The following is a 14,514-nucleotide window of genomic DNA, read 5'->3' as shown; positions in this document are numbered from 1 at the left end:
GATGTGCTCTTCTCGCGGAGTTGTATTTCGGGGGAAGACGGGCCGGGGCCCGGACTGTGCCGGAGGTATTCCGGCACAGGGTCTGTGGGGGCGGCGGGCCTAGTAGTGGCCGTTGCCGCCGGTGCGGATGTTGCTGGGAATGAAGCCGTAGGGGCCCAGGCCGTTGTTGCCGAAGCCACGGTCCACCCGGCTGGTGGAGCCCGCGAAGTCGATCTTCACGGTGGGGGCAAGGGTGCCGCCCCGGCGTCCGTCGACGTTGTCGATGAAGGACTCCACCAGGCCGCCGGGCATGACGTAGTGGGAGTAGGACTGGAACTGGCGCGGATTGGCCGCCGGGTCCCACGAGGGCACGGAGAGGTTGGTGGGGTTTGCCAGGACCAGGCCGCTGTTGTTCATCGGCTGGTAGTCGGAGCGGATGCCGTCGCCCACGAAGCCGTAGACGCCGTCAGGACCGCGCAGTCCCGCCGCATAGGTGAACTGGTGGCTGATGGTGAACAGGTAGTACTTGTTCTTGCCGCCTTCGTTCCGGATGACGATCTGGGGGCGTTCGGTCTGGTCGTTGACGCAGTTGGCCGAGAGCACCGGGGGCAGCAGCTTCCAGGAATCCAGCTTGCTGTTGTCGGCCACGGCCAGGCCGATGTTGGCTGCCTGGAAGCGTGCGCCGGAGTCGGTGACGGCCTGCGCGTCCTCGCCGGAGCCGCCGAGGTCCGCTTCGGTGCACTTCAGCTCGCCGGCCTTTCCGCCGGTGTTGCCTTCGAACACCATGAAGGTCTTGCCGGGGTGTGCCGGGTCCTCGAAGGTGTAGGGGTCGCGGAAAGCGTAGTAGCGGTTCTGGGCGCCCGTCTGGTACATCTTTCCGTCCGGCTCCAGCAGTTGGGTGTGCTTGGTGAAGCCTTCGATGCTGATGCCCTTGGCATCGGCCTTCAGCTTGCCCTCGCTCTTGGCGATCACGGACTTCATGGGTGCCCCGGTGGCCGGGTAGTCGGTGACAGCGGTGTAGAGGGTGGCCAGCTTGCCGCCGTCGAAGATGCGGGTGGAGCCGGACCACTCGGCCTTGCCCAGGGTGGTGCCGCCAGGGAAGAGGTGGCCGCCGTACACCCATTCGCTCTCCGGCTGTCCCGCCGGCCGGAACCAGTAACCGATCCGGGCGTTGAAGTGGCGTTCGTCGAAGGTGTAGCCGGCTTGGGGATCGGCGACGAGGGAGAAGATGACGTCCCAGCCCTTGTAGGACACCTGGTTGCCGGACTCGTCCGTCAACGGCCAGGTGTCCCAGACCCACACATGGTCTCCGCTGCTGTCCTTCATCACCGGGAAGTCGCGCGGGATCTCCGGCATGGTCACGTCAGGGTGCAGGGAATTGCCGCCGAAGGGCGTTTCGGGTGCGGCCTGGGCCATGATCTGCTTGGCGTCTGCGCGGGTCCATTTGGCGGTGAACCCGGACTCCGGCGCATACGCCTTCTGCGTGTGCTCAGTGGGAGGCGGGAATCCCGGGACGGGTTCCTGTGCGGCGCTCGCCGGTGCGGCAAGCAGGAGGGATGCGGCGACGCCGGCGCCGGCCAGGGATGCGGCCGCGCGGAGCCGGCGGGCCGGAACAGGCCGGGCCGGGGTGGAGTGGGTGTTCATGCTTCGCTCTTCTCGCGGAGTGTGGACATCGGGGAACGGGCGAACCTGCCCGGGCCTCTACTCCGGCGCCCCGGTGACGATGGCAGCGCCTTCGGGGGACGCCATCGTTCGGGTGGCGTTGGCCGTCCTGGTGGAGGGCCAACGGTGGTTCCGGCGGGGGATCGCTGCCGGAACGTTTTCAACGCTTGCACGTTCCCTTCGTGCGGATCAAACCCTGTTTCAACGGGCCTTCGGGTGATTCCGCGAGATGTCTGACAAATGTGTGCAAGCGCTTACATTTTTACATCGCGCGCGTGCCACAGCAATCCTTCCGGACGCAAATGTTGCGGGCTCGCGGCGAATATTTCGCAGAGTTCATTCGCCGTTAAGGAAGCAGCCTTTTGACTTGACGGAAGGCCCGGATTCTGCGGGTATGCGAGGCCCGGGCACCCGCCGGCCGGGCCCTTCTGAAGTCCAATCGGTGGACGTAAAATGTGGTAGCGGATTCCGCCTGCTGCCCAAGCCGGCGCCGCTGCCACATCGTGAGCTGGTGCAGCATGTGTGAATTGCCGAAGCGGCGCTTTCTTCCATCCGTGAATCCCTTACGCGTGGTCCTCGCTGTCCTGGCTGTCGCCGTCGTCGCGGTGGGGTGGCTGTTTCCGGGCCTGTTGTCCGCCATTCCTATCGGCGCCGGACTCCTGACCCTCGTGGCGGCAGTCCTCCTGCCCGCCGTCAAGGAAATCGAGTTCGGGCTCTCCCCGGGGTTCAAGCTCTCCCCGGCCCTCAAAGACCGCGAGGCCCAGTTGCGCAGCGTCTTCGAACTCCAGAGGGGCGATCTGGAGTACTGCGCCCACCTGCTGTCCAACAATCCGGACTCCGCCCGGCGGCTGCTTGAAGCGGCGTGGTCGCAGGCTGCCGCGGCGTGGCGGGGGCCCGTGACGCCGCAACTTCGCGTGTACGTCCTCTGCTTGTTGGTGCGCCTGATCCGCAAGGACGAACTGTGGGCGGTCCACCATGCGGGGCCCGGGCAAGCTCCAGACGCCGGACTGCTCGCGGGCCTGCCGATCGAACAGCGCATCGTGGTGGTGCTGCACGAGTTTGCCAACCTCACCATCGTCGAGGTCGCCGGCCTGACAGGACGGACGACGGCGGAAGTCACCGACGAGCTGGTGAGCGCCAGGGCGCTTACCGCAGGTCCCTCATGAGCAAGGGACTGCGGTGAACAGGGAGCTGCGGTGAACAGGGAGCTGCGGTGAACAGGGAGCTGCGCCAGCAACTGCTGGACGAGGCCGCCGTACGGGCTTTGGAGCATCCCGCGGACCTGTCGATGGCCCTCGGCAAGGGAATGACCATGGTGCGCCGGAAATTCCTCGCAGGCAGTGCCGTGGCGTTGGCCCTGGCCCTTGCCTTGACGGCGGCGTTCGTGGCGTGGCGCCTGGCCATGGTCCCGCCTCCGCCGCCGGCCCTCGAATCGATCACCGTCACCGCGGCGGCCCAGGAACTGCGCCCTACGGCGACCATCCCGCTGACCGCCACCGGCCACTACGGCGATGGAACCAGCAAGCGCCTCCTCGCCGGGGTCGAATGGGCGTCCGGCAACACCGGCGTCGCCACGGTGAGCAGCGCCGGCGTCGTGACGGCGGTTGCCAAAGGAAGCGCGGAGCTGAGCGCCACGCTGGACGGGGTCTCCGGGAGGCTGACGCTGGTGGTCGTGGGCGGAGACGCTGCGACCCTGGCCTCCCTGCGGCTGGACCCGGAGTCCGCACGGCTCTTCCCGGGCGGTGTCCTGCAACTCACCGCCGAGGGCACCTTCAGCGACGGCTCGCACGGGAACTTGAACGCTTCGGCGCAGTGGTCATCCGGCGCTCCGGGCACCGCGACGGTCGACGGCGCCGGCCGGGTCACCGCCGTCGCTCCGGGGCAAACGGTCATTTCCGCCGCGCAGGAAGGCAAACGGGGCAGGGCCACCATCACGGTGCTCGCGGCACCCAAACCGGAGATCACATCGCTCGAGGTGGCTCCCGCCCAATCCACCCTCAAGGAGGGCCGGACTGTCCGCCTCGACGCGGTGGCGAGGTACTCGGACGGCAGCAGCGCCGCCGTCGGGAACGCCACGTGGGAGACGCTGCCGGCAGGGTCCGGTATCGCCGAAGTGGACGCCGCCGGGTTGGTCGCCGCACGCCGGACCGGAAGCGTCACGGTGGTGGCCACGGTCCCCGGCGCCGGCGGGCAACTTATCCAAGGCCAGGCGGCAATCACCGTGGTGCCGTCGGTGAAGAGCATCAAGGTTTCACCGGCGGGCCCGTTGCAGTCCGAACCGGGCGGAAGCGTCCAGTTGAGCGCCGTCGTGCTGTACAGCGACGGAAGCACCGGATCCGACGTCCAGTGGGCCTCAAGCAGGCCGCTCATCGCTTCGGTCGATGTTTCCGGCCTGGTGACCGGCGTGAAGGAAGGTGACGCCGAGATCACCGCGACGGCGGATGGCGTCACGGGAAATCCGGTGACCGTATTAGTCAGGACGAGCCCGGACTGACATTCAAAGTTTCGCGATGATTTCCGCAAGGAGCTTGGAGATCCGTGCCCCTGCGGCCTGCCCGGCCTCGATGACCTCTTGGTGGCTCAGTGGCACCGGGCTGATGCCGGCGGCCAGGTTGGTGACCAGCGAGATCCCGAAGACCTCCATGCCGGCGTGGCGCGCGGCGATCGCCTCAAGTGCGGTGGACATGCCCACCAGGTCGGCGCCGATCCGCTTGGCGTACTGCACCTCGGCCGGGGTTTCGTAATGCGGGCCGGTGAACTGGGCGTACACGCCTTCGTCGAGAGTGGGGTCCACTTCGCGGGCCAGGCCGCGGATGCGGGAGGAATACAAGTCCGTCAGGTCCACGAAGGTGGCGCCTTCCAGGGGCGAAGTAGCGGTGAGGTTGATGTGGTCGCTGATGAGCACGGGGGTGCCGGGAGCCCAGTTTTCGTTCAGGCCGCCGCATCCGTTGGTGACCACCAGGGTCTTGCAGCCGGCAGCGGCCGCGGTGCGCACTCCGTGGACCACGGCCCGCACGCCTTTGCCTTCGTAGTAGTGGGTGCGCGCGCCGAGCACCAGTGCCCGCTTGCCTTCGCGGGTCAGCACCGAACGGATGGTTCCCACATGGCCTTCGACGGCGGGGGCGGAGAAACCGGGGACCTCGGCGGCTGTCAGGGTTGCGGTGGTTTCGCCGATCAGGTCCGCGGCGGCGCCCCAGCCGGAGCCGAGCACCAGCGCGACATCATGGCGTTCGACGCCGGTCTCCGCGGCGATGTAATCGGCGGCGTCCCGGGCGGCTTCGAAGGGGTCGGTGTTCAGCAGCTCACTGTTACTCACGGGTACAAGCTACAGGGCGCGCCGCGATCTTGAACAGTGAGGCGTGGGCCACTCAGGCGGGGCTTAGTGGCAGGGCCTGCCGCAATGAGTCAGAATTGTCCTTTGTGACCATGCATCCTGACTTCAGTTCCCCCCGTATCGCAATCCTCGGTGGAGGCCCCGGTGGCTATGAAGCCGCCATGGTCGCAGCGTCCCTCGGGGCGCAGGTCACCATCATCGAACGGGCCGGCCTCGGCGGCTCCGCCGTACTGACCGACGTCGTGCCTTCCAAGACCCTGATCGCGACGGCGGACCTCATGACCCGCGTCGGCGAGGCAGGGGAGCTGGGCGTCAAGTTCGCCGTCGACGGCGGCGACGTCGCCCCGCACATGCGCGCCGACCTCGGCCACATCAACGACCGCCTCCTCAGCCTGGCCCGTGAACAGTCCGAAGACATCCACGAGGCCCTCGAGCAGCTGGGCGTGGAGATCATGATCGGCTCCGGCAAGCTCGTGGACAACAACACCATCGAGGTCCTCACGGTGGACGGCACCAAGACCGTCTCGGCCGACGCTATCCTGCTGGCCGTCGGCGCCCACCCGCGTGAACTGCCCACCGCCAAGCCGGACGGCGAACGCATCCTCAACTGGGCCCAGCTCTACAACCTCGAGGAACTGCCCGAGGAACTGATCGTGGTCGGTTCCGGTGTCACCGGTGCCGAATTCGCCTCCGCCTACAACGGCCTCGGCTCCAAGGTCACCCTGATTTCCAGCCGCGACCAGGTCCTGCCCGGCGAGGACACGGACGCCGCAGCCGTGCTGGAGGACGTCTTCAAGCGCCGCGGGGTGCGCGTCCTCTCGCGTTCCCGCGCGAACGCCGTCGTCCGCACCGAAACCGGTGTGGAGGTCACCCTGGGTGACGGCACCACGGTGACCGGCAGCCACTGCCTGGTCTGCGTGGGCTCCATTCCGAACACCGACGGGATCGGCCTCGAAGAGGTCGGCGTCGCCGTCTCTGAGTCCGGCCACATCAAGGTGGACGGCGTCTCCCGCACCACGGCCCCGAACATCTACGCCGCCGGCGACTGCACCGGCGTCTTCGCGCTCGCCTCCGTGGCCGCCATGCAGGGCCGCATCGCCATCGCGCACTTCCTGGGCGACGGGGTGAAGCCGCTCAAGCTGAACCAGGTGGCCTCCAACATCTTCACCTCCCCGGAAATCGCCTCCGTGGGCGTCTCCGAGGCGGACCTGGAGTCCGGCAAGTACCAGGGCGATGTGGTGATGCTTTCGCTGCTGGCCAATGCCCGGGCCAAGATGCGCAATACCAAGGACGGCTTCGTCAAGATCATCGCCCGCAAGGGTTCCGGCACCGTGATCGGCGGCGTGGTGGTTGGTCCGAACGCCTCCGAGCTGATCTTCCCGATTTCCGTGGCGGTCACCCAGAAGCTGCACGTCGATGACGTTGCCAGCACCTTTACGGTGTACCCGTCCCTGACCGGTTCGATCTCCGAAGCCGCGCGCCGCCTGCACGTGCACATGTAGTTCTGCGGCCGGGCTGGCGTGACGGGTGCCTTGACGGTGCATTGACGGGTGCCTGCCATTGAATGGAAGGCTCGTTGTGGTGTGGGTCACGCCTCGCGCAGACTGTGGGGCATGACCACACTCATTCTTGTCCACGGTGCCTGGCACGGCAGTGACTGCTGGAACGCCGTGCGTTCGCAGCTCTCCGACTTCGAGGTGCGCACTGTCGAGCTGCCGAGCGTCGGCACCGTTGCCGCCGGCCTTCATGCGGACGCTGCCGTCCTGCGCGAGGCTGTCCAGGGCATTGACGGCCCGGTTGTCGTCGTCGCGCATTCCTACGGCGGCGCCGTTGCCTCCGAGGCGCTGGCCGGCCTGCAGAACGTCAAACATATCGGTTACCTGTGCGCGTTCGCGCTGGACGCCGGCGAGTCTTTGCTTGGAGCCGTAGGCGGGGTGGCCCCGCACTGGTGGAACATCAAAGGCGACGGCTGGATCACCGTGACCGATCCGGCGTCGGTCTTCTACAACGGCGTCCCCGCGGAGGCCACGGCGGAAGCGCTGGAGAACCTCCGCCCGCAAAGCGAAGCCGCGTTCACCGAAGAACTGGGCGCCGCTGCGTGGCGGGAGATTCCTTCCACCTACATCGTGTGCAGCCAGGACCAGGCGATCCCGCCGTTCGCCCAACGCCAGATGGCGGCGAGGGTTGGCGGCGCCGTACGGGAGATCGACACCTCCCATTCACCGTTCCTGTCCCACCCGGAGCTTGTTGCAGGGCTCATCCGGGAGATGGCGGGGCAGGCGTAAGAACCGGGCCTGCGGGCCCGGCCACCATTCGCCATTTTGGGCCGGAATATTGCGCCCTGAAGCGGCCCAAAGTGGCAAACCAGCGGCGGGCCAGGGAAAGCAAGGGGCCTACGCCGCTACGGCCCCTTGGAAATGTTTTTCGATGATCGCCTTGATGTCCTCGTGGCAGCCGCCGCAGCCGGTGCCGGCCCGGGTGGCCTTTGAAACCTCCGGCACCGAGGAACAGCCGGACACTACGGATTCCTCGATCACCGCGCCGCTCACTCCGGCACAACGGCAGACTGTCCGGGCTGGGTCGTTGTTCGCGGCGCCGGAAGGCTGGTCCGTGCCGTCCAGGCGCAGCAGCAGCGAACGGTCGGCAGGAAGCTCGGCTCCCCGTTCAAACAACACCACCAACTCGGCCGCGGTGCGGGGCATACCCACGGACACCAGCCCCTCCAGGACGCCGCCGCGGGTGGTCATCTTGACGTAGCGGCCATGCCCGGGATCGGCCCACTGCGCTACCTCACGGTGTGGCAGTCCGTCCGGCGCGGGGCACAGCAGCTCGTCCCACGGCTCGGCGGAGGTGTCGCCCGCGACGGCCAAGTTGATGCCGCGCGCCTTCAGGACCACGACGCCGGCCTGTTCCTTCGCCAGCGGAGCCAGTCCGTTCGCGGCCTCCTGGCCGTCCTCGGCGAGCGTTTCGAGGTAGCCTGCCAGCCATTCGGCCTGCCGCCACCCGGGACCCACCAGGCCCGACGGCGCCGTGGCACCTTTGCAGTCCGGGCATCCGGCAGTGGCGCAGCGGACTTCGGCGCAGTCACCGATCGCGAACATGTGCGGTTCGTGGTGGGTCCGCAGCCGGTGGTCCACGAGGATGCCGGAAGCGACCGGAAGGCCGCAGCCCTCCGCGAGTTCAATGCGCGGACGCACGCCGCAGGAAAGCAGCAGGAGATCGCCTTCCACGCGCGCGCCGTCGTCGAGCACCAAAGCGGAGAAGGCGCCGTCGGGACCGTTGTGCTCCACCGCCGTGGACACCGCGTTGCTGACCACGGTGACGCCCGCGGCGCGCAGGGCCGCGGCCAGGACGGCGCCGCCGCCGCGGTCGATGTTCCGGCCCATGGGATGCGGTCCGCTGTGCACCACGGTCACGGTGGCGCCCTCCTCGGCCGCGGCCAAGGCGGTTTCCAGGCCGAGCACGCCGCCGCCCAGCACTACCACGCGCTGCCGGGCGGTCACGGAGCGGCGCAGGGTTTCGGCGTCGCCCAGGGTGCGCAGGGCGGTGACGCCGGCCGGCAGCACCGGGCGGGCCGGGTCCGGGTTGATGCCCGTCAGGTTCGGAATCACGGGACGGGCGCCGGTCGCGAACACCAGGCGCTCGTAGGCTTCGGTGCTGCCGTCCGAAAGCACCACGCGCTGCCGGGCCCGGTCCACGCGCTTGACGGTGACGCCCAGGCGCACATCCACGCCCTCGGCGATGAGCTCAGCGGCGTCGGCCATGGCGAGGGCCTCCGCGGTGCTGCGTCCCACGCCCAGCTCGGCCACCATCACGCGGTTGTACGCGGCCTCGGCTTCCTGTCCCAAGACCATGAGGCTCACGCTTCCGCGGCGTACCGCCGGGAGGAGGCCCTCCACCAGGCGGGCTGCTACGGGCCCGAAACCGACGACGACAATGCGCTCGCTCATGATTCCTCCTTGCGGTGCGCGGACAGGGGCGTGACCCATACCCGGCTGGTCTTGAATTCCGGCATGCCGGAGATGGGGTCGGTGGCGGCTTCCGTGAGGCGGTTGGCGCTGCCGGCCCCGGGGAAATGGAAGGGCAGGAAGACGGTGTCCGGCCGGATGGCGGTGCTGACTTCGGCGCGGACCCTAAGGTCGCCGCGTTCGTTGCTGACGGAGACGAGTTCGCCGTCCGCAATGCCCCGGCGGGCTGCGGTCTCGGGGTGCAACTGCAGCCGTGCCTCGGGCTGTGATGACGCGAGTTCGGACACCCGACGGGTCTGCGCCCCGGACTGGTAGTGCTCCAGCAGCCGGCCAGTGGCGAGGGCGAGCGACTCCGGTTCGGCGGCGCTGGCGAAGGTGCGCTGTGCCCGCCGTGAGGGAACGACGGCGACCATCGCCGCCCGGCCGTCGGCGTGCGCAAAGCTGTCCGTGAAGAGCCGGGGAGTGCCCTTGCTGCCGGCCGGATACGGCCAATAGGCGGCCTCGCCGGCGTCGAGCATGTCGTAGTCGATGCCCGAGTAGTCCGCCAGCCCGCCTTCGGAAGCGCGCCGCAGTTCCTCGAAGACGGTCCGGGGATCGTCGCTGAAGGTGGAGGGAGCGTCGAGCAGTTCGGCGAGCCGGGCCATCAGCCAGAGTTCGCTGCGCACGCCCGGGGGAGGGGTGAGTGCGCGGCGGCGCCGGATGACCCGGCCTTCGAGGTTGGTCATGGTGCCTTCCTCCTCGGCCCACTGGGCCACGGGCAGCACCAGGTCCGCTTCGGCGGCGGTCTCGGACATGAAGAAGTCGCACACCACCAGGAAGTCCAGGCTGCGTAGGCCTTCGATCACCGCGCCGGCGTCGGGGGCGGAGACCGCCACATTGGCTCCGTGCACGAAAAGGCAGCGGACGCCGTCGGGCTTTCCCAGTGACTTCAGGAGCTCGACGGCGGGCAGTCCGGCTCCGGGGATGAGCGACTCGTCCACGCTCCAGACCTTTGCCATGTGTTTGCGGGCGGCGGGATCGGTGATCTTGCGGTAGCCGGGAAGCTGGTCGGACTTCTGGCCGTGTTCGCGGCCACCCTGGCCGTTGCCCTGGCCGGTGAGGGTGCCGTAGCCGCTGCGTTCCGAGCCAGGCAGGCCCAGGAGCAGGGCCAAGTTGATGGCCGCGGTGGCGGTATCGGTACCGTCCACGTGTTGTTCCACGCCGCGGCCGCCGAGGATGTAGCAACCACCCCGGCCTTCGTCCTTGGCCAGGCGGGCGGCTTTGGCGAGGCGGCGGGCGGCCTCGCGGATCAGGGTGGCGGGAACGCCGGTGATGGACTGGACGCGTTCGGGCCAGAAGGCGGCAAGGCTGCGCATCACGGACTTATGGCCGTTGGTGCGGTTCTCGAGGTACGCGGCGTCTGCGAGGCCCTCGTGGACCACCACGTGGGAGATGCCCAGGATGAGGGCGAGGTCGGTTCCCGGCAGGGGCTGCAGGTGGAGGCCGCCGCCGTTGCCGGTGAAGGCCGCGGTGGCCGAGCGCCGGGGGTCCACGACGATCAGTCCGCCGGCATCGCGGGCACCCTGGAGGTGCTGGACGAACGGCGGCATGGTCTCCCCCACGTTCGAGCCGAGCAGCAGGATCACGGAGGCGGTGTCCAGGTCTTCCACCGGGAAGGGCAGGCCGCGGTCGACGCCGAAGGCCCGGTTTCCGGCGGCCGCTGCGGAGGACATGCAGAAACGGCCGTTGTAGTCGATTCGGGAAGTGCGCAAGGCCAGGCGGGCGAACTTGCCCAGCTGGTACGCCTTCTCGTTGGTGAGGCCGCCACTGCCGAACACGCCCACCGAGTCGTGCCCGTGCCGGTCCCAGCTGTCCTTCACCGCGGCCGCCACGAGCATGAGGGCCTGGTCCCAGCTGACGGGCTGGTGCACGCCGTCGGAGCCCTTGAGCAGCGGCTCCGTAATCCGGCCCGCATGGCCCAGCAACGACGCCGAGGTCCACCCCTTGCGGCACAGCCCGCCCCGGTTGGTGGGGAACTCGCGGCCCGCCACCTCAAGGGGTGCGGCAGCCGCGGAGGCGGTGCCCGGCGTCGTGGGTTCCGCAGCGGGGGACCCCGCCCCCGGCGCTGCGGCAACGGGGCCGGCCGGGGACAGGGTCATGGCGCACTGGAGCGCGCAGTACGGGCAGTGGGTGGCGGTGCCGGCTGACATCTCAGATGTGTCCCATCGGGGTGGTGCGTGCCTTGCGGAGGTAGCAGGCCCAGCAGACCGTCAGCATGACCACGTAGGCTGCGACGAATCCGTAGAACGCCGGGGTGTAGGAACCGGAAGCGGTGTTGGAGGCGTTCAGGACCTGCGGGATCACGAAGCCGCCGTAGGCGCCGATCGCGGAGATCAGGCCCAAGGAGGACGAGGCGAGCCGCTGGGTGGCGGCCGGCGCGGCGCCGTTGCGGGCTGCGCGGCTGGAGGTGGCGAAGATGACCGGGATCATGCGGTAGGTGGCGCCGTTTCCGAAGCCGCTGGCAACGAAGAGCAGCAGGAACAGGACCAGGAAGAGCCAGAAGTTCTTCAGCGGCAGGGTCCAGATCATCGTCAGGGTGATAACCGCCATCGCAGCGAAGGACGAAACGGTCATCCGGGCGCCCCCGCGGCGGTCGGCCATGCGTCCGCCGTAGGGGCGGGCCAGGGAACCGACCAGCGGGCCGAGGAAGGCCAGGGACAGGGCCACGGCACCGATGTGGATGGCCGAGAACTCCGGGAAGTAGTCCTTGATGAGCTTCGGGAAGACACCTGCGAAGCCGATGAAGGAGCCGAAGGTTCCGATGTACAGGAATGCCATGATCCACAGGTGCGGTTCCTTCAGCGCGGCGACGGAACCGGCAACGTCACCCTTGGCGCTGGTGAGGTTGTTCATGTACTTCCAGGCGCCGAAAGCTGCAAGGAGGATGAACGGAACCCAAATCAGGCCGGCCACGGGCAGGTTGACGGTGCCGGCCGCCAGCAGCGTCACAGCGATCGGAACCACCAGCTGCGCGACGGCGGCACCGAGGTTTCCGCCCGCGGCATTCAGGCCGAGCGCCCAGCCCTTTTCGCGGGCAGGGTAGAAGAAGGTGATGTTCGCCATCGAGCTGGCAAAGTTGCCGCCGCCGAAGCCCGCGAGGGCCGCCACCAGCAGCAGGACGCCGAACGGCGTCTGCGGGTTGGAGACGCAGATTGCCAGGCCGATGGACGGGATGAGCAGGAGCAGCGCCGAGATGATGGTCCAGTTCCGGCCGCCGAACTTGGGAACCATGAAGGTGTATGGGATGCGCAGCGTGGCGCCGACCAGGCTGGGCATGGAGATGAGCCAGAAGATTTCGGAGGTGCTGAGCTTGAAGCCGGCGCCCGGAAGCTGGACCACCACGATGGACCAGAGCTGCCAGACGACGAAGCCAAGGAACTCGGCGAAGATGGACCAGTACAGGTTGCGCTTGGCGATGCCGCGGCCTTCGGCTTCCCACTGGCCCTTGTTCTCGGCATCCCAGTTGGCGATCCAGCGGCCAGGGCGATGCTCAAGGACAGGTACTGCGGTGGTGGCCTCGTTGCCTTGGGTCTGTACGCGTTGTTCGACAGTCACGGATGCCTCCTTGGTGGGGACTGGGGGTACTTCCAAGGTAGGAACGGCTCGTTTCGGAGACCGGCGCCGTGTGTAAACGTGCTGTGACATTTGCCTATCCGAGGGTGTCGGCGCCGCGTGAGAAGCAGTGAGGGCTAGTGTGGCCTTGACCACATCGTGGGACGTTCCAGATTGTCCACATAATGGACTCAGTGTCCACTGTGTGGATACCGGGAACTATTATTGAATTCTCAATAAATCCTCTTTTTGCCGGGCAGGCCGCAGGCGCCGGACCGGTGCGAACGAAAGCAGCGGTGAATGTCATCCATAGCTGAACCCAAGGAAAGTGAGTCGGCCCCGGCCAACACCAGAGGCCGTGTGATCTTCTCAAGCCTTATCGGAACCACCATCGAATTCTTCGATTTCTACGCCTACGCCACCGCGTCGGTGCTGGTGTTCCCCAAGCTGTTCTTCCCCAACGCCACGGACATCAACGCGATCCTGAGCTCCTTCGCCATTTTCGGCGTCGCGTTCATTGCCCGCCCGGTGGGATCAATCCTGTTCGGCCACTACGGCGACAAGCTTGGCCGTAAGGGCACCCTGGTGGCGTCGTTGCTCACCATGGGTCTTGCAACCTTCTTCATCGGCCTGCTGCCGCCGGCGACGACGGCCGGCTGGGTGGTGCTCGCACCGCTCCTTCTGGTGGTGCTGCGTTTCTGCCAGGGCCTTGCCCTCGGCGGCGAATGGTCCGGTGCCGCCCTTTTGGCAACCGAGAACGCACCTGCCGGCAAGCGCGCCATCTACGGCACCTTCCCGCAGCTGGGCGCTCCCATCGGCTTCATCCTCGCCAACGTGCTGTTCGTCGGCCTCGCTGCCGCCCTCAGCGAAGAGCAGTTCATGGAATTCGGCTGGCGCATTCCGTTCCTCGCCAGCATCGTGATGGTGGCCGTGGGTCTCTACGTCCGCCTCAAGCTTGTCGAAAGCGCGTCCTTCCAGAAGGTCGTCGAATCGGAAAAGGTTGCCAAGGTTCCGGTTGCCGCCACCTTCAAGCACCACTGGCGGGCAGTCATCGCCGGCACCTTCATCATGCTGGCCACCTACGTGCTGTTCTACCTGACCACCAGCTTCACGCTCACCTACGGCACGGCACCGGCCAGCGCCGAGGTGGCCCGCGCCGCGGCGGAGAAGGCAGGCAAGGCCTTCAACGAGGCCGCGTTCGTCCCCGGACTGGGAATCCAGCGCAGCGAGTTCCTCTGGATGCTGATTCTCGGCGTCGTCTTCTTCGGCATCTTCACCGTGGTCTCCGGGCCGCTGGCCGAGAAGTGGGGCCGGCGCAAGTTCCTCATCGGCGTGACGCTCGGCATCCTGGTCTTCGGCCTCACCTGGGGCCTGATGTTCGGCCCGGGCAAGGGTGCAGCGCTGGTGGGCCTCATCGTCGGCTTCACCCTCATGGGCCTGACCTTCGGACCGATGGCCGCCATCCTGCCCGAGCTCTTCCCGGCAAACGTCCGTTACACGGGCTCGGCCGTGGCCTACAACCTGTCCTCCGTGATCGGCGCCGCGCCGGCATCGTTTGTGGCCATTGCACTGTGGCAGGCCGGCAAGGGCAGCACGGTCCTGGTTGGTGTCTACCTGGCTGTGGCCGCGGTTTGCACCCTGGTCGCACTCCTGATGACCAAGGAAACCAAGGACCGCGAGTTCGAAGACAACATCGCCTGAGCATCCTGCTTAACAACGCAGGCCCCGCACCGTTTGAACTGGTCCCCGATAGTTGGACTGGCTAAGTAGGATCCTAGGCCGCGAGGGCCTGGGCGCGGTATTGCACCGGGCTCAGGCCCTCGAGCTTTGTGGAGATCCGGTCGTTGTTGTACCAGTGGATGTACTCGTGCAGAGCCGGTGCCAGTGCGTCGGTGTTGAGGAACCGGACGTGGTGGAAGAGTTCTTCCTTGAGGTGTCCGAAGAAGTTCTCCATCACTGCGTTGTCGTAGCAGTTGCCCT

Annotated in this window: 11 protein-coding genes; 5 read left to right on the top strand and 6 right to left on the bottom strand. The window is 67.5% G+C overall.

Going from position 1 to position 14,514, the window contains the following annotated elements:
- Positions 1 to 99: 99 nt before the first annotated feature.
- On the bottom strand, positions 100 to 1,623 hold the full coding sequence (locus tag BIU82_RS06020; RefSeq protein WP_070348569.1) for a glycoside hydrolase family 68 protein: 1,524 nt from the start codon (positions 1,621 to 1,623) through the stop codon (positions 100 to 102).
- 572 nt (positions 1,624 to 2,195) lie between these two features.
- Here BIU82_RS06020 and BIU82_RS06015 point away from each other — a divergent pair.
- Entirely contained in the window at positions 2,196 to 2,807 is a 612-nt protein-coding gene (locus BIU82_RS06015) for a hypothetical protein (RefSeq protein ID WP_139146522.1), read from the top strand.
- A gap of 47 nt (positions 2,808 to 2,854) precedes the next feature.
- Complete coding sequence (locus BIU82_RS06010; protein ID WP_070348567.1) at positions 2,855 to 4,135, top strand: Ig-like domain-containing protein; 1,281 nt, start codon at positions 2,855 to 2,857, stop codon at positions 4,133 to 4,135.
- A 3-nt stretch (positions 4,136 to 4,138) separates the two neighbouring features.
- On the opposite strand, the gene BIU82_RS06005 is transcribed toward BIU82_RS06010, so the two are convergent.
- Positions 4,139 to 4,957 (bottom strand): purine-nucleoside phosphorylase, encoded by an 819-nt coding sequence (locus tag BIU82_RS06005; protein ID WP_070348566.1) that lies wholly within the window; start codon positions 4,955 to 4,957, stop codon positions 4,139 to 4,141.
- Between the two features lie 104 nt (positions 4,958 to 5,061).
- On the opposite strand from BIU82_RS06005, the gene BIU82_RS06000 reads away from it, so the two are divergent.
- Positions 5,062 to 6,477 (top strand): NAD(P)H-quinone dehydrogenase, encoded by a 1,416-nt coding sequence (locus BIU82_RS06000; RefSeq protein WP_070348615.1) that lies wholly within the window; start codon positions 5,062 to 5,064, stop codon positions 6,475 to 6,477.
- A gap of 111 nt (positions 6,478 to 6,588) precedes the next feature.
- Positions 6,589 to 7,260, top strand: a complete 672-nt coding sequence (locus BIU82_RS05995) for an alpha/beta hydrolase (protein ID WP_070348565.1) — start codon at positions 6,589 to 6,591, stop codon at positions 7,258 to 7,260.
- A 108-nt stretch (positions 7,261 to 7,368) separates the two neighbouring features.
- Here the strand turns inward: BIU82_RS05995 and BIU82_RS05990 are convergent, their stop codons facing one another.
- Genes BIU82_RS05990 through BIU82_RS05980 form a run of 3 tightly spaced genes read right to left on the bottom strand, consistent with a single transcriptional unit; the run spans position 7,369 to position 12,537 of the window.
- On the bottom strand, positions 7,369 to 8,925 hold the full coding sequence (locus tag BIU82_RS05990; RefSeq protein WP_070348564.1) for an FAD-dependent oxidoreductase: 1,557 nt from the start codon (positions 8,923 to 8,925) through the stop codon (positions 7,369 to 7,371).
- Positions 8,922 to 11,132, bottom strand: coding sequence for a molybdopterin oxidoreductase family protein (locus tag BIU82_RS05985; RefSeq protein WP_070348563.1), 2,211 nt, complete (start codon positions 11,130 to 11,132; stop codon positions 8,922 to 8,924). The genes BIU82_RS05990 and BIU82_RS05985 overlap by 4 nt, the downstream gene beginning before the upstream one ends.
- Before the next feature lies 1 nt (position 11,133).
- Positions 11,134 to 12,537 (bottom strand): MFS transporter, encoded by a 1,404-nt coding sequence (locus BIU82_RS05980; RefSeq protein WP_070348562.1) that lies wholly within the window; start codon positions 12,535 to 12,537, stop codon positions 11,134 to 11,136.
- A gap of 297 nt (positions 12,538 to 12,834) precedes the next feature.
- Here BIU82_RS05980 and BIU82_RS05975 point away from each other — a divergent pair, with 297 nt between their 5' ends.
- The gene (locus tag BIU82_RS05975) at positions 12,835 to 14,235 is read left to right on the top strand and encodes an MFS transporter (RefSeq protein ID WP_070348561.1); all 1,401 of its coding nucleotides are present in this window, start codon (positions 12,835 to 12,837) and stop codon (positions 14,233 to 14,235) included.
- Between the two features lie 73 nt (positions 14,236 to 14,308).
- On the opposite strand, the gene BIU82_RS05970 is transcribed toward BIU82_RS05975, so the two are convergent.
- Positions 14,309 to 14,514 (bottom strand): IS3 family transposase (locus BIU82_RS05970; protein WP_139146521.1); only part of this gene is annotated, 206 nt, incomplete at its 5' end.

The sequence above is a fragment of the Arthrobacter sp. SW1 genome (assembly GCF_001766675.1).
In the GTDB taxonomy this organism is placed as follows: Bacteria; Actinomycetota; Actinomycetes; order Actinomycetales; family Micrococcaceae; genus Arthrobacter.
This window is presented reverse-complemented; position numbering and strand designations above follow the sequence as displayed.